At 41.9% G+C, this 17,298-nt stretch carries 18 protein-coding genes; 8 read left to right on the forward strand and 10 right to left on the reverse strand.

The features are described 5' to 3' along the window. Positions 1-126 precede the first annotated feature (126 nt). Genes IH597_04250 through IH597_04260 form a run of 3 tightly spaced genes read left to right on the forward strand, consistent with a single transcriptional unit; the run spans position 127 to position 2,649 of the window. The gene (locus tag IH597_04250) at positions 127-540 is read left to right on the forward strand and encodes a biopolymer transporter ExbD (protein ID MBE0661660.1); all 414 of its coding nucleotides are present in this window, start codon (positions 127-129) and stop codon (positions 538-540) included. Next, the gene (locus IH597_04255) at positions 537-1,331 is read left to right on the forward strand and encodes an energy transducer TonB (GenBank protein ID MBE0661661.1); all 795 of its coding nucleotides are present in this window, start codon (positions 537-539) and stop codon (positions 1,329-1,331) included. Before IH597_04250 ends, IH597_04255 begins: the two co-directional genes overlap by 4 nt. Positions 1,332-1,359: 28 nt before the next feature. Continuing rightward, positions 1,360-2,649 (forward strand): bifunctional folylpolyglutamate synthase/dihydrofolate synthase, encoded by a 1,290-nt coding sequence (locus IH597_04260; GenBank protein ID MBE0661662.1) that lies wholly within the window; start codon positions 1,360-1,362, stop codon positions 2,647-2,649. Positions 2,650-2,657: 8 nt separating this feature from the next. On the opposite strand, the gene thiS is transcribed toward IH597_04260, so the two are convergent. Beyond that, a complete protein-coding gene (thiS, locus tag IH597_04265) occupies positions 2,658-2,861 on the reverse strand; it encodes a sulfur carrier protein ThiS (GenBank protein ID MBE0661663.1) in 204 nt (67 codons plus the stop codon). A 12-nt stretch (positions 2,862-2,873) separates the two neighbouring features. Continuing rightward, positions 2,874-3,473, reverse strand: a complete 600-nt coding sequence (thiF, locus tag IH597_04270) for a sulfur carrier protein ThiS adenylyltransferase ThiF (GenBank protein ID MBE0661664.1) — start codon at positions 3,471-3,473, stop codon at positions 2,874-2,876. 167 nt (positions 3,474-3,640) lie between these two features. On the opposite strand from thiF, the gene IH597_04275 reads away from it, so the two are divergent. Then, positions 3,641-4,021: an SgcJ/EcaC family oxidoreductase gene (locus IH597_04275; protein ID MBE0661665.1), complete on the forward strand. Its 381-nt coding sequence runs from the start codon at positions 3,641-3,643 to the stop codon at positions 4,019-4,021. A 47-nt stretch (positions 4,022-4,068) separates the two neighbouring features. Here IH597_04275 and IH597_04280 read toward each other — a convergent pair whose 3' ends face one another. Both IH597_04280 and IH597_04285 read right to left on the reverse strand, forming a co-directional pair. Further along, positions 4,069-4,530, reverse strand: coding sequence for an RES family NAD+ phosphorylase (locus tag IH597_04280; protein MBE0661666.1), 462 nt, complete (start codon positions 4,528-4,530; stop codon positions 4,069-4,071). Next, the gene (locus IH597_04285; GenBank protein MBE0661667.1) at positions 4,527-4,961 is read right to left on the reverse strand and encodes a DUF2384 domain-containing protein; all 435 of its coding nucleotides are present in this window, start codon (positions 4,959-4,961) and stop codon (positions 4,527-4,529) included. The genes IH597_04280 and IH597_04285 overlap by 4 nt, the downstream gene beginning before the upstream one ends. 254 nt (positions 4,962-5,215) lie before the next feature. On the opposite strand from IH597_04285, the gene IH597_04290 reads away from it, so the two are divergent. The 4 genes from IH597_04290 (at position 5,216) to IH597_04305 (ending at position 11,685) form a co-directional block, all read left to right on the forward strand. After that, positions 5,216-7,369, forward strand: a complete 2,154-nt coding sequence (locus tag IH597_04290) for an aldehyde:ferredoxin oxidoreductase (GenBank protein ID MBE0661668.1) — start codon at positions 5,216-5,218, stop codon at positions 7,367-7,369. Between the two features lie 96 nt (positions 7,370-7,465). Further along, on the forward strand, positions 7,466-8,419 hold the full coding sequence (locus IH597_04295; protein MBE0661669.1) for an extracellular solute-binding protein: 954 nt from the start codon (positions 7,466-7,468) through the stop codon (positions 8,417-8,419). 273 nt (positions 8,420-8,692) lie between these two features. Next, positions 8,693-10,621 carry a long-chain fatty acid--CoA ligase gene (locus IH597_04300; protein MBE0661670.1) on the forward strand — a complete coding sequence of 643 codons (1,929 nt, stop codon included), beginning with the start codon at positions 8,693-8,695 and terminating at the stop codon, positions 10,619-10,621. Between the two features lie 8 nt (positions 10,622-10,629). Then, entirely contained in the window at positions 10,630-11,685 is a 1,056-nt protein-coding gene (locus IH597_04305; protein MBE0661671.1) for a bile acid:sodium symporter, read from the forward strand. 287 nt (positions 11,686-11,972) lie between these two features. On the opposite strand, the gene IH597_04310 is transcribed toward IH597_04305, so the two are convergent. The 6 genes from IH597_04310 to IH597_04335 all read right to left on the reverse strand — a co-directional run bounded on the left by IH597_04310 (position 11,973) and on the right by IH597_04335 (position 17,109). Then, positions 11,973-12,518 (reverse strand): DUF1697 domain-containing protein, encoded by a 546-nt coding sequence (locus tag IH597_04310; protein MBE0661672.1) that lies wholly within the window; start codon positions 12,516-12,518, stop codon positions 11,973-11,975. Between the two features lie 201 nt (positions 12,519-12,719). Further along, positions 12,720-13,649: an alpha/beta hydrolase gene (locus IH597_04315; GenBank protein ID MBE0661673.1), complete on the reverse strand. Its 930-nt coding sequence runs from the start codon at positions 13,647-13,649 to the stop codon at positions 12,720-12,722. Between the two features lie 159 nt (positions 13,650-13,808). Next, complete coding sequence (locus IH597_04320; protein MBE0661674.1) at positions 13,809-14,378, reverse strand: YdeI/OmpD-associated family protein; 570 nt, start codon at positions 14,376-14,378, stop codon at positions 13,809-13,811. A 104-nt stretch (positions 14,379-14,482) separates the two neighbouring features. Continuing rightward, positions 14,483-16,336: a hypothetical protein gene (locus IH597_04325; GenBank protein ID MBE0661675.1), complete on the reverse strand. Its 1,854-nt coding sequence runs from the start codon at positions 16,334-16,336 to the stop codon at positions 14,483-14,485. Beyond that, positions 16,311-16,658: a hypothetical protein gene (locus tag IH597_04330; GenBank protein MBE0661676.1), complete on the reverse strand. Its 348-nt coding sequence runs from the start codon at positions 16,656-16,658 to the stop codon at positions 16,311-16,313. Before IH597_04330 ends, IH597_04325 begins: the two co-directional genes overlap by 26 nt. Further along, positions 16,639-17,109: an ion transporter gene (locus tag IH597_04335; protein MBE0661677.1), complete on the reverse strand. Its 471-nt coding sequence runs from the start codon at positions 17,107-17,109 to the stop codon at positions 16,639-16,641. The genes IH597_04330 and IH597_04335 overlap by 20 nt, the downstream gene beginning before the upstream one ends. Between the last annotated feature and the right edge of the window lie 189 nt (positions 17,110-17,298).

Here is a 17,298-nt window from a genome sequence, read left to right on the forward strand (position 1 = left end):
AGAACTAATACTGACCAATTAACCAATTAACGAATTAACAACTCCAGCACTCCATTGCTCCATAATACTGCATCACTACATCACAAAACAATCTGAAATCTAAAATCTGAAATCTGAAATTCCGAGATGGCAATACAAACAAGGAATAAAAGAAGCATAGCATTCAGCATGGCCTCCATGAGCGACCTTGTGTTCTTACTACTTATATTTTTCATGCTGACTTCAACACTGATCGCACCCAATGCCATCAAACTTTTGCTTCCTGAAAGCCAAAGCAAAACAATGGCAAAGCAAACAATCACGGTGTATATCAACGAAAGTTTTGAATATTTTCTGGAAGACCGTCCCATCAGTGAGACAAACCTGGTGGAAGAACTTATAAGAGCGCTGCTAGTTGAAACTGAAGCAACGGTAGTACTCAGAGCGGATCAGACTGTGCCGGTGCAATACATTGTTTCGCTGATTGACGCAATCAATGTTGTGAACGAGCGCAACAATACCAAACATAAAGTAATCCTTGCCACCAGGCCAAAGCGATGAGTAAAGAAGAAAGAAACAAAACCTATGCCTTTATCGGCACTGCATTGTTTCATGCTTTGCTGCTATTACTGTTTATTTTATTTGCTTTGCGAACCCCATTGCCGCTACCGGGCGAGGAGGGTGTTGAAGTAAGCCTCGGCTATACCGATGCAGGCATGGGGCGTGAGCAGCCATCAGTAGTTCAGCCTGCTTCAGCCCCGGCACCAAGGCCGGAACCTTCGGAGCAAAAGGAAGAAATTGTAACCCAAACTACCGAAGAAACCGTTGCGATACCCGCCCAGGAAGAAGAGAAAATTGAACCCAAACCCCAGCCACCTAAACCTGAACCAAAGGTGGAGCCGAAACCTGATCCCGAGCCTGAACCTCCAAAAGTTGATCCGCGTGCACTGTATCCCCCAAGGACCCAGGAATCACAAACAGGGCAAAATGAAGGAGCAACCGGACAAGCAGGCGACCAGGGCAGGCCGGATGGTTCACCGGATAGACCATCAAACGAAGGCATAGGTGGCGCTGGTGAAGGGATTTCTTTCAGTCTTTCAGGCAGATCGGCTGTTGATCTTCCCGACCCGGAATACCCCTCACGCGAGGAGTGCAACGTGGTAGTTACCATCTGGGTTGACAAAGTTGGCAAGGTAATAAGTGCTACTGCTGGGGCCCGCGGAACAACCACAACCGATCCTGCTCTTCGTAAAGCCGCCGAACAGGCAGCATTGCGTGCACGTTTTAGCCCCAATCCCGATGCACCGGAGCAAACAGGAACCATTACATACAATTTCCGACGACGTAACTAATTGCAATAAACGGATTGGCTTTTCAATCATGAACTACCGGCAAACCATCGAGTTCCTATATGATCAGTTGCCTGTATTTCACCGGATAGGCCCGGCTGCTTATAAGCCAGATATTGGGAATATCGAGTCTTTGTGCGCGATGTTAGGCGAGCCACACAAAAAATTTCGTTCTATTCATATTGCCGGAACCAATGGAAAGGGTTCTGTATCACACATGCTTGCGTCTATCCTGCAAAGCGCAGGTTATTGCACCGGGCTTCACACCTCTCCACATCTCAAGGATTATCGTGAACGGTTCCGCATCAACGGCAAAATGATATTGAAATCGGAAGTTGTTGATTTTGTTAAGTCATGGAAAAATGAGTTTGAATCTTTGAAGCCTTCTTTTTTTGAGATGAGCGTGGCGCTTGCTTTTGATCATTTTGCAAAAAAGCAAGTCGATGTCGCAGTAATAGAAACCGGCATGGGCGGGCGCCTGGATTCAACCAATATCCTCAGCCCTGAAATAAGCGTGATCACCACTATTGGTTGGGATCACATGATGTTTCTAGGCAATACATTGGAGAAAATCGCACAGGAGAAAGCCGGAATTATTAAACCCGGAATTCCTGTCGTAGTCGGTGAAACCCATCCCGAAACTGAACATGTTTTTATTTCAAAAGCCACGGAATTAGATTTACCATATTACTTTGCCGATCAGGAGTTGCGCGTAGAAAAAACTAAGCCTGCACTAACATCAGGTTCACACTACAGAGTTTACCGGGATGATGAGATTGTTTTTAAGGATTTATATTGTCCGCTTGGCGGTGATTATCAGGCGCCAAACCTTGTTACTGTGTTAAAAGTACTTGACGTTTTAAGGAACCAAAATTTTCACATCACACCAGAAGCTGTTGCCAACGGTATAGCAAAGGTGACTCAAAATACAGGTTTAAAAGGCCGTTGGCAGGTGTTGGGGCGCAACCCGCTGATCATTGCCGATGTTGGCCACAACAAGGACGGGATCAGATTTATAATTAAACAGATTAGCACTTTAGAATTCAGAAAACTCCATTTTGTGTTGGGCATGGTCAACGATAAAGATGTTGCGGGCATACTGACGATGCTTCCCGCTTCGGCAATCTATTATTTCTGCAAACCTGATATCCCGCGGGGATTAGACGCATCATTGCTAGCTTCGGAAGCAGATAAAATCGGACTTAAAGGTGACATCTATGCATCGGTTGGCAAGGCTTTTCATGCTGCCAAAACCAAAGCCGGAAAAGAGGATCTGGTTTTTGTAGGAGGAAGTTCTTTTGTGGTTGCTGAGGTAGTTTGATCCCGAATTCAACCTCCGGTAATCAGGTGCAGTACCGTAACCTGATCGCCATCTTTTATGTAAGCAGCTTCGTATTCATGCTTACGAATTACTTTTCCATTGATTTTGATTACCAGCATCTTGAATGTGAAATTCTTGATTTTGAGTAATTCGCTCACTGTCAGTTTATCGCTATCAAAATCTTCTGATGTATTGTTTAGCACTATTTTCATTTTCCGAACGCTTTATTTGATTGGATTACTGTAAGGCATTTTCCCAAGAAGTAACTCAAGTGCCATGTTGGCCTGCATATGCGCAACAATGCCCACACGCGGGGCAAGTGGGGGCAGGGTTTCTGAAATTTCAATTTCGCCGTCGCCACACACAATCAACTTATCGTGAAATGCAGTTTTTAATAAATTGTTGTCGCCCCAGCCTGCAAGCCCCATGCCTGAGATGATATATTTATCCGGCATAAACATAAGTACAGTTTCAATGATCATCTGTTTCATTTTCGCCAGGTCAAAGGCTTCGATGATCACATCACAATCGCTGAAGACTTCAAGGATATCATTTGAACATAGCCGGAGATCGAAAGCATTTACTTTCACATCGGCATTAACACGGAGCAGGTTTTCTTTCAGAGCATACACTTTTAGCATGCCGATTTGATCGTTAAAAAAATACTGCCTGTTCAAATTGCTGTTACTCACAACATCAAAATCGGCGACGATCAAACGGCCAATTCCAACTCTCGCAAGCGCCATTGCACAATTTGATCCCAATCCTCCGCAGCCTGCAATACCAACGGTTTTTGTTTTTAGTGTATCATAAATCCATTGCATCTTTATGAATTTAGCGCTCCATCAAAAGTGTATATAGTTATGTAGGGCAAAAATAGAAAAAGATTCACAGCATGCTATGCTTGTTTGATCCGGATTCAACAATTCCATACAAAGTCTTGTTTAAGATGCTGGAACCTAGTTAAGCCTCAACAACACTTATTTCAATGATATCAAAATCAGAAGTTCACAAGCTTTTCCAGGAATGGAACAATGCTCTCCAATCAAAAAAAACCGATCAGGTTCTTACACTTTATGCCAAAGAAGCAATTTTGTTGCCTACGCTTTCACCTAAAGTAAGGCATAATCATAAAGAAATCGGTGATTATTTTGATTTTTTCCTATCCCTTTCTCCAAGCGCGGAAATGAAGGAAGAGAATATAAGGATATTTGGCGATATGGCTGTTAATTCAGGGATCTATGTATTCTCAGTTACTCAGAATGCTGAAATTGTTGAAATTCCGGTTCGATTTACTTTTGTCTATAAGAAGTTTGATTCAAATTGGCTGATTGTAGAACATCACAGTTCGGCTTTGCCAAAGGTGCAGTGAAAGGTTCTAAAATAGTATTTAACGCTTCAGAATCTCAGCTTTAAGAATCAATTGACAAACATCCGCGTGTTAAATTCAAAGTTTACTATTTCGATAATACTTATTTTCCTGGAATCAGGATGCTGGGGGTTTACAAGAAAATTGAAATTACCCTGAACAATGGCTGAAGGAACTTTGAGCACCAACGCCAGATTATCCGCTACAAAGCGATCTCCGATTTCCTGGGTGGCATGCGAATTGGGAAACGTTTTCCAGTCTTCTTGTAATTCCTCAAAGCCGACTTGTGTGATGCTGGCGTCATCAGGAATCTCAATTGAAATCATTACATAATCATTTGGTACAGACCCAAGCGGTGTATGAACAGCGATTTCCGCCGTGCAAAGGGCTCTCGACTCACTTGTATAAAGCAGGGAAGTGCCTTTGCTATTCCAGCGGCCACCTGTTTTCTCAGCGCCTTTTCCTGTAAGATCACTGCTGTATTTAGCTTTTGCCAAACGGTAAACGATCATGCCAGTACACCGTGTTCAATGCGGTTGAGCTCGTCCTTTATCATTTTGATCCCAAAGGCATTGTCCATTAATGATCTTGGTAGCACCCCACCCAGGGCGATGTTGCTGCTATCAAGCCACGAATGGAATTTATCTTCATCACCAAAAACACCAACGCCCAGCTTATAAAGCATTATAATTTCGAGAATGCGCTCCGAATAAATCGGATCAAATGCTTTTTGTTCTTTTTTATAACGTTGCATGGTTCGAGGAGATAGATGTAAAAACTCAGACCACTCCAGCATTGAAAACGGTGCAACATCAGCGAAATCTGAAAAAAAAGTGTAATCCAGGCCGTTTCTGACTGTGGCAATGAGTGTTAAAACATTGCTGTCGTCAGTTGATTGGTATGTGACCATGCTTTCCGAAACTTTTGAAGTCATTTTCCTCATTGTTTTAGTTGAACCGCAAATATACGCATTTTGTCGCAAATAATGCGACATTTTGCAAATTTAATTTATATTCATTCTTAGCTATCTGAAAAAACTTTCGGGAAGCATTGATTTGCCTGACAAATCGCAATTTCATTAAGCCGTCAACAAACCCCAAATCCCCACGTATTACAGGCATTCAGGCTTTGTGATCGGCAAAATATTTCTACCTTTGTGAACTGATTAACAGTGACCACTTTTAACAATACAATGCTATGAATATTGAAGAAATCAAAAACAGCCACAAGCTGCTGAAACAGTTCAAGTACGAATGGAAGCCCATCGAGCAAGGTTACAACAACCGCACACTGTATGTAAATGTTGGCAGCCTTGAGATGAAAGAAAAGCCAGTAAGCGAAGAAATGAAAGAAAAGTTCACCGGTGGAAAGGGTTTTGGCCTCAAACTTCTTTGGGATGCCACCAAACCTGAAACCAAATGGAACGATCCTGAAAATGAAATTGTGATCAACACCGGTCCTATCTGTGGGATCACTCAATATTCCGGAACCGGAAAGTCGCTGGTGGTAACTATTTCTCCCCAGACTGACATTGTGATTGACAGTAACGTGGGAGGATTTTTTGGACCGTTCATGAAATTTGCAGGATTTGATTCAATGGAACTTCAAGGTAAGAGCGACAAGCAAGTCATCGTTCTTATTGATGAAACCCGCGAAGTTGTAGAAATTTATGAAGCGCCTTACGAACTCGAAGACAGTCACCACCTTGCTGAAGTACTCACCGAAATTTTCGCCGACGACGAAAAAGACAAGAAAAATATATCAGTAGTATCTGCCGGCAGTGCGGCAAGACATAGCCTCATTGGAATGCTGAATTTCAGTTTTTATGATGTAAAACGTAAGAAGGTGCGACTGAAACAAGCCGGCCGTGGCGGTATTGGAACCGTATTATTCGATAAAAATGTGAAAGCCCTCGTTGCTAAATCCAAAGGCGTGAAAGGCAACCTGAACAATGTGATTGATTTGGAAGCCATCATGGAACGTGGCCGCCGCTTCAACCGCGAGATGCGCGAACTTGACGATAGTCAGGCCGAAATGCGTACCAAGGGCACTGCCCACCTTACCAACGTAATGAATGACTACGATTTGCTTCCTACAAATAATTTCAAATTTGGCAGTCATCCGGATGGAGCCAAAATACATTCTGAGATTTATAAAGAACGCTTCACACAAGGCGTTCCTGACGGCTGCTGGATCGGATGCAACATGTCCTGCGCCAAAGGTGTTGACAACTATATTCTTCGAACCGGCCCTTACAAAGACGAAAGCGTGATTGTTGACGGACCAGAATATGAAACCGCCGCTTCATTGGGTTCATGTGCCGGAATATTCAACCCGGATTTCACGATTGAAGCCAACTTTTATTGCGATACTTATGGCATTTGCACTATTTCATGGGGAACCATTCTTGGTTTCGTAATGGAATGTTACGAAGCCGGAATCTTAAACGAAGAGCGAACCGGTGGAATGAAACTCAACTTCGGAAACGCTGACGCCGCTATGGATCTATTGCACCAACTGGCTCGTGGAGAAGGTTTTGGCGTGATAGCCGGACTTGGCGTTCGCAAGATGAAAGAAATGTTTGCTGAAAAAGGTTGGGGCGATCCACAGTTCCTCCAGGACATAGGTATGGAAAACAAAGGCCTGGAATACTCGCAATACATTTCAAAAGAATCGCTGGCGCAGCAAGGAGGTTATGCCATGACCAACAAAGGCCCGCAACATGACGAAGCCTGGTTGATTTTTATGGATATGGTGAACAACCAGATCCCCACATTTGAGAATAAAGCCGAAGCGCTTCACTATTTTCCGATGTTCCGTACCTGGTTCGGATTGCAAGGGCTTTGTAAACTGCCGTGGAACGATGTAGAACCCGAAAGCAACGCCGAATCAGCCGAACCGGCAAAAGTTCCCGAGCATGTTGACAATTATGTAACCATATACAAAGCAGTTACAGGCAAGGATTTCGACAAGCAGGAATTGATTCGCCAGAGTGAGCGGGTGTATAATTTCCAACGCGTGTTTAATATCCGCCGCGGTTATGGATTACGTGCGCACGATGCACAGCCTTACCGTGCTGCCGGCCCGGTTACCGAAGAGGAATACCTGTCGCGCCAGGAACGCTATGACAAGCAACTGAAAGAACTCATTGGCATGGATCCTGAAAAGATGAGCTTGCAGGAAAAAATGGATGCCACGCGTAAGTACCGCGAAGGCCGCTATGAGCAATTGCTTGATGCAGTTTATTATCGCCGTGGCTGGAATAAAAATGGAGTTCCAACACTGGCACATCTTAAAAACCTCGGCATGGATGTGACTGAGGTGGTAGAGGTTGTGAAGGATCTGCAATAAAATATTGGAACGCGGATAACACGGATAAAACGGATTTCCGCTGATTTACCCCGTCAGGGTTCTGAAGCCCTGACGGGGTTTTTAAAACATAAACTTATGTGGCGCCTTGTTTTCTTGTTTTCAGTCATATTCCTGAGTTCCTGCGATTTTGGCAAAAACTCAGCGGATTCAAACACCATTACAATCTTTCATGCCGGCAGCCTTTCATATCCATTACGGGAAGTGATCAAAGATTTTAACCTGGAGCATTCTGATATCAAGGTATTGACCGAGAGTAGTGGCAGCGTAGCAGCAGCGCGTAAAATCACGGATCTGAACCGTATATGTGATATATATGCTACCGCCGATTACAAAGTGATCGAAGAGTTGTTGTATCCCGATCATGCGGATTGGTATATTGCTTTTGCCCGCAATGAACTTTCAGTTGTTTTTACTGATAAATCAAAGTATGCTGCAGAAATCACTACCGGAAACTGGCATGAAATCCTGCAACGCCCCGGTGTACGATTTGGCCGATCCGATCCGAATGCTGATCCCTGTGGTTACCGCACATTGCTGATGTGGCAATTGGCACAAAACTTTTATAACCTTCACAAATTTTACGATCAGATGCTGGGAAAAGACACGCGCTTTATCCGCCCCAAGGAAGTTGACCTGCTGGCCTTACTTGAAACCTATACCATTGACTACGTTTTCCTTTACCGCAGCGTGGCTGAACAACACGGATTAAACTACCTCATATTGCCCGACAGCATCAACCTGGGCAATCCTGAATTTCATGAGCATTACCGGACAGCGAGTGTTGAAGTGCAAGGCACAGCTCCGGGTGAGAAAATCAAATTTTATGGCGAACCAATGGTGTACGCTGTAACCATTCCTTCAAAAGCCCCATATCAGGATGTTGCTGAAATATTTCTTGATTTTCTGCTTCACCAGGAAAAAGGATTAAGAATAATGGAAGAGAACGGACAGCCTGCAATAATACCTTGCCTCACGGATCAGATTGACAATTTACCTTTAAAGCTGATTCCTTTCTGCATTCCATTTTGAAACTCCTGATTGTCCCGCTTCAGCATCCTATGAATTGCAGCTTTTCCACAAATTGGAATCGCCATGCTGTATAATCGCATCTTTTAACTTTCACACCGTACGGTGGATTTCATTTTTGACTATGATTGAACCAAATATACATGAATGTAGTTTAATGTATATTTGCAAACTTAAATTCACTTCTTTTCTGCTCGCTTCACTTGTCCTGCTATGTTAAAGTAATGGTATATAGAGGGGTATATAATTCTAATTATCTTAATCAAGCTTTAATTTATGAGCCGTCGGATCAAAACGGAAAACCTTGCTTTGCTTTATAAAATAGCAGCAGAAAGATTTGAAACCCTTCCTGCTTTTGCAACTCGTGAAAGCGCCCTGGATTGGAAACCCGTAACCTATCGTGAACTTTACGAAAAAGGTATAAACCTTGCTACCGGGTTGATTGAGTTGGGCGTTAATGCCCGCGACCATGTAGGAATCTTCGGCGATAACCGCTTCGAATGGATTTTGTCGGATTGTGCCGTACAACTTTGCGGAGCAGCCGATGTGCCCCGTGGCCGTGATGTTACAGATGATGAACTGGCCTATATCATTGATCATTCGGGCATGGAGGTAACCTTTGTTGAAACCGAGAAGATGATGGAGAGGATTCTCAGGCTCAGGAAACAATTGCCCAATTTACGTGAAATAATTCTGCTCGATCCTAAAGGAAAAGTAAGGGAAGGTGTGAAGCGCTTAACGGATATACTTGAATATGGATCAGCGCTGAGAAAAAGAGGCGACAAACAGGTAGAAGAGCGGATAGCCGGGATCAAACCCGATGATCTTTTCACACTCATCTATACTTCCGGAACAACCGGGAAACCCAAAGGGGTCATGCTCACTCACGCCAATATGATTTCACAGATCAGGAACCTTCCCGGCCACCATAACGCCAACGACCGGATTTTATCAGTGCTACCCATTTGGCATATTTTTGAGCGCGTGATGGAAATGTATACATTGAGTTTCGGGGGTTGCACGTATTATTCAAGCATTCTGACATTGGGCGAAGACATGAGAAATGTAGAGCCCACCTTCATGGCTTCGGCACCGCGCTTATGGGAAAAATTGCATGAACGCATCCTGAAAAGCGTAAAAGCATCTCACCCTGTAAGGCAGGTTTTGTTTCATATTGCCTATTTCCTTGCACGACAATATAAAGTTTCGGAGTATTTCATCACAAATAAAAACCTTAAATTAAATAGTCAGCCTTTATGGAAGACGATTATCTTGATGCCTTTCCATGTAATTCGTTGGTTGATAGTGCTACCCTGGTACGGATTTTTTAATGCTGCAGTTCTTGAACGGCTTAGGCTAGGTGCAGGTGGTTCGCTCAAAGCAACCATATCTGGAGGAGGTGCGCTTCCAATTCATATTGATAAATTTTTCAATTACGTTGGAATTCCTGTGCTTGAAGGTTATGGAATGACCGAATCATCGCCGGTAATAACGGTTCGCTCAATGGACAACCTTGTTGTTGGAACCGTTGGCCCGCCGCTTCCTGAAACCGAGGTTCGGATCATTGACCCGGAAACAGGTGAAATTTTATATCCGAACAGCAATCTTCCGGATAATGGGCGCTTGCAACGCGGTGAAATATGGGCTCGCGGCCCACAGGTCATGAAAGGCTATTATAAAGATCCTGAACTTACAAATTTTGCGATGCGGGATGGCTGGCTTCGAACCGGTGATTTAGGAATTATTACCTATAACAATTGCCTCAAAATCCTGGGACGGTACAAAGCAACAATCGTGCTTTCAAGAGGTGAGAATGTTGAACCCGAACCCATTGAGATGCGCCTGAGCCAAAGTCACTACATTGATCAATGTATGCTGGTGGGTCAGAATGAGAAATTCGTTGGTGCGCTGATTGTTCCTGAATTGACGACCTTCCAGCAAGCCGGGTTCAAAGAGCAATCCATTGAAGCGCTTGCCGAAAATCCTGAAGCTCACAAGATCATCCGTGAGGAAATCCGCAGGATGACTGCCGGATCAAACGGCTATAAACCATACGAGCAGATTCGTGATTTTCGGCTGCTAAAACAGAGTTTCAAGGTTGGCCATGAAATGACAAACTTGTTTAAGATAAAACGTCATGTGGTAGGCCAAAAATTCCATCATGTGATCGCAGAAATTTTCTCATCTGAAACCTCAAAAAAATAATCAACACCATGGAATTCAACACCCAGCTTCTTTATGCTCACGACCAGGCATTGCTTGCGCTGATGATTTTTGTGATCATGCTTGGCATGGGAGCCAGCCTTACCCTCGATGACTTTCGTGCTGTAGCCCGAAAACCCCGTGGAGTTCTGATTGGTTTCATATCGCAGTTTGGCCTGATGCCTCTTATCGCATTTTCATTGGCAACCATCCTAAATCTTCATCCAGCATTTGCAATTTCTCTGATTCTCATCGGATGCCTTCCCGGAGGTACCACATCCAATATGTTTACTTATTTTGCAAGGGGCTCAGTGGCACTTAGTATTTCAATGACCACGGCTTCAACCATCCTGGCCATCGTCATGATGCCGATATTGCTTAAGCTTTATACTGCTGGCTTTACCGGGCAAATTACCGCCGACCTGCAGGCTACAGGATCAGCAGCGGAATTTGTCATTCCGGTAAAAAACATTATCAGTTCGCTTATTTTGGTTCTGGTGCCGGTGGTTTTGGGTATGATCCTCAGAAGGAAATCGCCCGATTGGGCAAAAACTGCTGAAGACACAGCCGGATTCGTTGGTATCATCGTGATCCTTTATCTGTTGGGCACAGCCTTCATCCGCCATGGTGGATTGTTTTTACAAACCCCGGTTGAAGTATATATTGGCGCTGTTGGTATTGGGCTGGCAGGTTTCTTTTTCGGCTACTGGATGTCAAGATTGTTTGGGATGTTCCCTCTTTTTCAACGGGCTATTTCGCTCGAAACCGGTATTCAGAACGGCCCTATCGCATTTGCCGTTATCTTGCTTAGTTTTACTGAACCGGTTCAAAGCCAGATGTTATGGATGGCCATTCTTTACTCAACTTTTATTGTTATGTCCTCTTCGGTTATTACATTATGGTTTAGAAAAAAAGGAAGATTCGACTACGATATTTACAAGAATACCGTCATTCATAACCGGCTTTTTGGTGAATCTTACGTAACACATTACCCTGAAGGCTTTCTGCCCAAGCGCCTGGTGAATGACCCAAGCCAGGGAACTTCGGTAAGCCAGAGAAGGAAATAGGGTTCAAAGAAGCTTTTCTTAAGATATAAATTTGTGAATCCATTACGTGGAATTAGAATACATGATATATTGCTAATTCTACAAAACCGTATCCGCTACACGGAATTCGTGTGCTTGTAGCGCGTGTTCCCTGTGTGACATGCCTATGTGCGCATTCAGGCAGGTGCCACACGGAATCTGTATGGTTGTAAAGCGTATTCGCTGTAGGCGATATAGTATTGTTGTAAAATGTTAACCCAATTAAAACAAAAACCTTGTAGAGGTTTCACAATAAGCCATTTTTTAAATTATCCAGCAGCCGCCAATTCCATCAAAGCATTTACTGTTTTCCAGTTCCGGGTAGTTGCAGCGACTTTCAACTTTTTTTCCAGGAAAGTATTGCTGAGCCTGGTTGTTCCATAGCCTTTCGGACAATACAAATAGATTGCTTTGCCTGACAATTCAAACGCTTCGCCCTGATATTGCTCGTTCTTTATGTGTTCATACAAAGCCATTTCTGGTTCGGCTGACAGAAAGGTTACATACAGATAGGATCTGTCCTTGGAATCGTCATTGATGAAAGGGTTGTTGAGCGCGATTTTTTTAAGCTCCTCAACTGCCAAAACCGTCACCGGAATATCAAACCCAAATTGCTTCTTCAGTCCTGCGGATATTATCTGTTCCAGGTCTCGCTGGTTCGGATTGTTGCTGTGAAAAACAATATTCCCGCTTTGGATATAGGTTTTAACATTCTCGAAACCCCGGTTCTCAAACAGATTTCTTAAAGCGTCCATTTTGACTAATTTTTGTCCGCTCACGTTTATTCCTCTGAGCATTGCAATGAATACAGGCATATCGGTTATTTTTAATATTTGTAATTGTTCAAGGATGCCATCTCCTCGTGCCTCAGGGTTTGCATCTTAGGGAAAGGGCTGCCATCCCTTGCAGGGATGGCAGCCCTGTTTGTCACCTCAGATGTTTTTATAACGAACCCAAAATTTCAAGTTCAAGGCTGCCATCCCCTCGTGCCTCGGGAATAGCAGCCCTATTGGGTATTATGAATTTAGCTTCAGATACCGTTTAATAAACCCAACAATTTCGTTCATGGCTTCCGAGGCTTCAGGGAACATAGGGGCCAGCAAAGGATAACAATGCAACATACTGTTTCCGGCCCTGAAAGTTATGTCAACTCCTGCTACTCTGGCCTTTTCGGAGAACTTTTCGCCATCTTCATAAAGCTCGTCATTCACCGCCGAATTGATGAAAATGGGTGGTAATCCCTTAAAATCGCCATACAGAGGTGAGATCAAAGGGTTCGTAAGCTGGTTCTCACCTACATAATACTTACTGAATACTATCCAGGAATTTAGCGGTGCCGGCGACAAATTGTTCTTTGTCCGGTATGAATCGCCTGAGCAGCTCAGATCGGTCCAGGGCGAGATGGCCACAGCAGCAGCAGGAAACTCAATCTTTCGCGCTTTCAGCGCCAGCAGGATTGCCAGCGTTAAACCGCCTCCGGCAGATTCACCGGCAATTATGATGTTCTCAGGTTCATAATCATTTGCCAGCGCCCACGCATACATCTTAACCGAATCATCAAGAGCTGCTGGATAAGGATGTTCAGGCGCCAGTCTGTATTCGTAAATCAGGTTGGTGACGCCTGTAAACTTTGCAAATTTTGAAACGAAACCACGGTGGTCGCTGCAGGAACCCGAAACATAACCCCCGCCATGCACATAGAGGATCAACTTCCCAGGGTTCGAGCCATGAGGTATGAGCCACTCGCACTTTATTCCTTCAATCGTTTGTTTTTTAATGCTGATTCCTTCCGGGATTTTCGCGTATTTCGCTGCTCCTTTTTCACAACGCTCCCTGAAGGCAGGAATGGATGTGTTGAAATCAAATTTCTCTTTTCTTAGTCTTCCCTGCAACAAATGTCCGTTTCTCATCATGAAGCCGAACATCCTGGCTTTAAAACTTGTCATTTGTTTTCTGGTGATTTGAAGGGGGCAAAAGTATTGAAAAATCTGTGTTCAAGGAAACAAGCCCCGAGGCCCGAGGGAATGGCATCCCTGGCGTAAGGGATGGTAGTAGGCAACTCATACCGAATGGCTTTGCTCTCACAACTCTTACTGGCATTTCGGCTACTTATAATATTTGTCAATCCCGCCATGCCCGATGATCAGTTTTTTTTCTCTGGTTTTTGAAATAAAATTGTTTAAGCGCTTTTCAAATTCTTCAGGGCGTTTGCGCGCCCCGTCAATGTAGGCAACGCGTATTCGTTTGTAGGATTCGGTAAAATGCTGGTAGTTTTCCCAGGCTGTAACATCACTTTTGATCGCATCCATAATATCCGCCGGAAACACAAATTCCTTGTTCACGATTTTTTCCATTTCTTCCACCAATGTTGGGTGAACCAGGTTTTGTTGCAACAGCCATATCAGGCGCTCAATATTGGGCTGTGAATATGCGCTGCCTACACGCCTTGGTGTAAAGCGCTGCATATGGTGATCGTTATCAAGCGGTTTCGCAATGCTGTCAATCCAGCCAAAGCACAAGGCTTCCTCAACCGCATCGTTGTAAGATACAGTAGGTTTCCCTGAACTCTTGTTGGCAAACACAAACCAGGTTTCTTTTTCCTTATCAAAGTTCCCGTTCAGCCAATTGCGCCATTCGGCGCGGTTTGTGAAATATTGGGGGTTTTGGGTGTTCATGGAATATAGTTGTGATTTTGTAGGGATGCAATCCCTGAAAGGGATGGCAGCCCTGAATAATTGTGTTCAGAGTGCCAATATATTTAGCCTTAGCGGGATGTTTTTTATTTGCTGATAGCTTTTAAAATCCTGTCTTCTTTAATTAACACATCTTTCATTAAAAGCTGATAAGGAAATTGTTTTAGTTTTGAATTTCGGAACCCTTCTAAAATATTGACTAATGAACCTGCAGTAATCAGAGAAAGGTTGATCTCGAATTCCAAATCACAATCATTTACAAAATCATCACTAAAGTTTGGTGCGATAAGAAGCGATTTTACAACATTTAAACCGTTGTCTTTTGCCAAATTAACATACGATTGAATCTGACGGGAGACATAGCTAAATTTATTATAGCCGCTTTCCTTAACGGTCTTACATTCAATTATTATGACATCGTTATTACCTAAATTAAGAAATATGTCTGGCTTATCCTTAGCCGTGCATAATTTGTTCTTCAGTTTATCATCAACGTGAAAGCCGAACTTTTCGAATATTGATTTTGTAACTTCCTCAAACTTAATTCCAATTTCACTTTCTTTGATTGTAATTCCATTGTCTTTTAGGTAAGAGAGGTTTCGGTATCCAATTGCTTCATAGTTTTCAATCAATAGATTCTCAGCATCTTTGTATGCCTCAATAATGTTTGATATTAGATCGCCTTTGGATTTAATTTGCAATGCCGCTGCAAATGACTTTAATTCGTCGGAAGGAATAATGTCGAGGATGTCACGTGGTTTAATATTGTAAATTAGTAAAGTAGGGGTATCAATTATAACATCTTCAGAAAACTCAAATTCGTCAGAAACATACTTCTTAAATGATTTTATGGACGCAGTTAAGTCAATCAGCAATTTCTCATAACCTTCAACAGAGATACCAACTTTCTCGTCTCTTTCTAGTTCCTCAAAGTATGAAATTATATTTTCAATTTTTTCATCAAGAGTAATACCACGCAAAGGAGTTGTAACTTTTAATCCTTTTTCCCACAGGTCATTAACAAATTTTTTCCTGTCGGTTACCGTCGTATTGTCTTTATGCAGTTCGGTTACCAAAAGATTGGTAAATGAAATCCCTTCTCGAATTATTTGTTTAATCTTCGAATCATAATCTAATTCTTTAATATCGATGTTATGCTTTCTACAAATAAGGTTGATTTGAGGTTCCTTGAAGGTTTTCAAAACACGGCGAAGAAACTTATCAGCTAATTCTTTATTCCTGATTCTACGCAAAATAGAAACAATCTCATCAGCGACATAAACCAAATTATTCTTTCTTGAATAAAATATGACCCCAATATTTTTTAGTAACGCGATAACACTGTCAATATTAAGCTTTTCAGGAGGAATTATAAGGTAGTTTATCAACTTTATTTCTTCTTGTGATAATTCGAGTTTATTCGACAATGTTAATAGTATAGACAATTCATCATTAGTGATCTTTGTGTCTCTATTATTATCTAAATCATTGGTGTATGCCGTTTCGACACAAGATTTGTAGATGTTGTAATCACGTTTCCTACTTTCTTCTATGGTAGATTTTTCCAATAAAAGCTCTGCTTTAAGTTGCCCGGTTTTATTTTTTATCTTAGTAAGTTCAATTTGATATAAGTGAGCAAGCCAATTTTGACTCATAATACAATTTCCGTCCTTAATCAGAATATCTATAAAAATATCTAACTGGGAGGTTGTATTAACAAATTCTGCTTTAACTGATTCTGCAAACTCATTTTTTACAAGATTGAAAACCTTGACAATGTTTATACTATCAACACTTTTTAAATCACTGCTACTATCGGATAATATTTTATCTATTTCCTTACTGTTTTTAGGGTTACAGGATTTAATGCTGTCAATAATCTTTAGAAATGAGTTCTTTTCCAAAGAATTAACATTATCCAATATCTTTTCTAGTTTCATCTTCTCTTATTTTGGTTAACAAATTAGTAATTTTTATATCAAGGTTGTCTATTTTCTTTTCGAGAGCATCATTGTTGTCGCTAACCATTGCATCTACAAATATTGAATTTACTATAGAAAGGCCTAAAATACCACCTGTTAACACTAAAATGATGAAATAAAGATAGATGAAAAGCGAACTAGTAGAAGAATAATTGGCTGCAATTTGCTCTGGAATCTCAGACCAACCCTCTACCGTAAATATTTTGAAAGTTGAGTACAAAGCAATCATAGGGCTTTCAAAATACTCAGAGCCAGAGCCATTAAACAAATGAAACGACAAAATACCGATTAGAAAAACATAAGTAACAAAGCCAATTAGAATGAAAATTGATGTTTTTAATGCTCTCTGAATTCCTGCGACTATGATTTACGTTTGGAATAAATTTAAGAAAACGGAAAGCTTTAAATACACGCAACACCCTAAATACAAGTAGAAAGCTTACATCTAGCATGTCAAGATTAAAAGCAAAGGTTATCAAGGCAGGTACAGAAACTAAAATCAGAAAGAAATCTAATTTGTTCCAATTTGATGCAAAATAATGAGTAATTCCATTGGCTTTTAATTTAATTAGAAGCTCAATAATGAAAAGCGCAGTAATTGAATTATCTGCTATTGAAATTAAAAATCTATCATGTTGAGAAACAGTGTAACCGCCTAGAAATATGAAAACTGTGTTTAAAAGAATAAGAAGTAGAATAAATTTATCATTCAAAAACAGTTTTCTTACCATCTTATATCTTGTTTAGGCTGTTCATGGAATGGATATTGGCTCCAGCGTCAGTTATGCTAATAACCCCGCGTTAGCAGCGACGAAAATACAAATAATATCTGCTGAAATTCGGACGCAATATCAATATAACTTTTTGTGGAAGAATTTTCTATAAATATCTTCGATGGACAAGTGATATAAATAGCGTCT

Source organism: Bacteroidales bacterium, assembly GCA_014860575.1.
Classification (GTDB): Bacteria; Bacteroidota; Bacteroidia; order Bacteroidales; family JAAYJT01; genus JAAYJT01.

What these genes read in the sequence shown, in the direction of transcription:
- IH597_04280 (MBE0661666.1), bottom strand. Translation starts at nt 4,530, where the DNA reads ATGATCGTTTACCGTTTGGCAAAAGCTAAATACAGCAGTGATCTTACA.
- IH597_04335 (MBE0661677.1), bottom strand. Translation starts at nt 17,109, where the DNA reads ATGGTAAGAAAACTGTTTTTGAATGATAAATTTATTCTACTTCTTATT.
- IH597_04315 (MBE0661673.1), bottom strand. Translation starts at nt 13,649, where the DNA reads ATGACAAGTTTTAAAGCCAGGATGTTCGGCTTCATGATGAGAAACGGA.
- IH597_04295 (MBE0661669.1), top strand. Translation starts at nt 7,466, where the DNA reads ATGTGGCGCCTTGTTTTCTTGTTTTCAGTCATATTCCTGAGTTCCTGC.
- thiS (MBE0661663.1), bottom strand. Translation starts at nt 2,861, where the DNA reads ATGAAAATAGTGCTAAACAATACATCAGAAGATTTTGATAGCGATAAA.
- IH597_04255 (MBE0661661.1), top strand. Translation starts at nt 537, where the DNA reads ATGAGTAAAGAAGAAAGAAACAAAACCTATGCCTTTATCGGCACTGCA.
- IH597_04260 (MBE0661662.1), top strand. Translation starts at nt 1,360, where the DNA reads ATGAACTACCGGCAAACCATCGAGTTCCTATATGATCAGTTGCCTGTA.
- IH597_04305 (MBE0661671.1), top strand. Translation starts at nt 10,630, where the DNA reads ATGGAATTCAACACCCAGCTTCTTTATGCTCACGACCAGGCATTGCTT.
- IH597_04300 (MBE0661670.1), top strand. Translation starts at nt 8,693, where the DNA reads ATGAGCCGTCGGATCAAAACGGAAAACCTTGCTTTGCTTTATAAAATA.
- IH597_04310 (MBE0661672.1), bottom strand. Translation starts at nt 12,518, where the DNA reads ATGCCTGTATTCATTGCAATGCTCAGAGGAATAAACGTGAGCGGACAA.
- IH597_04320 (MBE0661674.1), bottom strand. Translation starts at nt 14,378, where the DNA reads ATGAACACCCAAAACCCCCAATATTTCACAAACCGCGCCGAATGGCGC.
- IH597_04250 (MBE0661660.1), top strand. Translation starts at nt 127, where the DNA reads ATGGCAATACAAACAAGGAATAAAAGAAGCATAGCATTCAGCATGGCC.
- thiF (MBE0661664.1), bottom strand. Translation starts at nt 3,473, where the DNA reads ATGCAATGGATTTATGATACACTAAAAACAAAAACCGTTGGTATTGCA.
- IH597_04290 (MBE0661668.1), top strand. Translation starts at nt 5,216, where the DNA reads ATGAATATTGAAGAAATCAAAAACAGCCACAAGCTGCTGAAACAGTTC.
- IH597_04285 (MBE0661667.1), bottom strand. Translation starts at nt 4,961, where the DNA reads ATGAGGAAAATGACTTCAAAAGTTTCGGAAAGCATGGTCACATACCAA.
- IH597_04325 (MBE0661675.1), bottom strand. Translation starts at nt 16,336, where the DNA reads ATGAAACTAGAAAAGATATTGGATAATGTTAATTCTTTGGAAAAGAAC.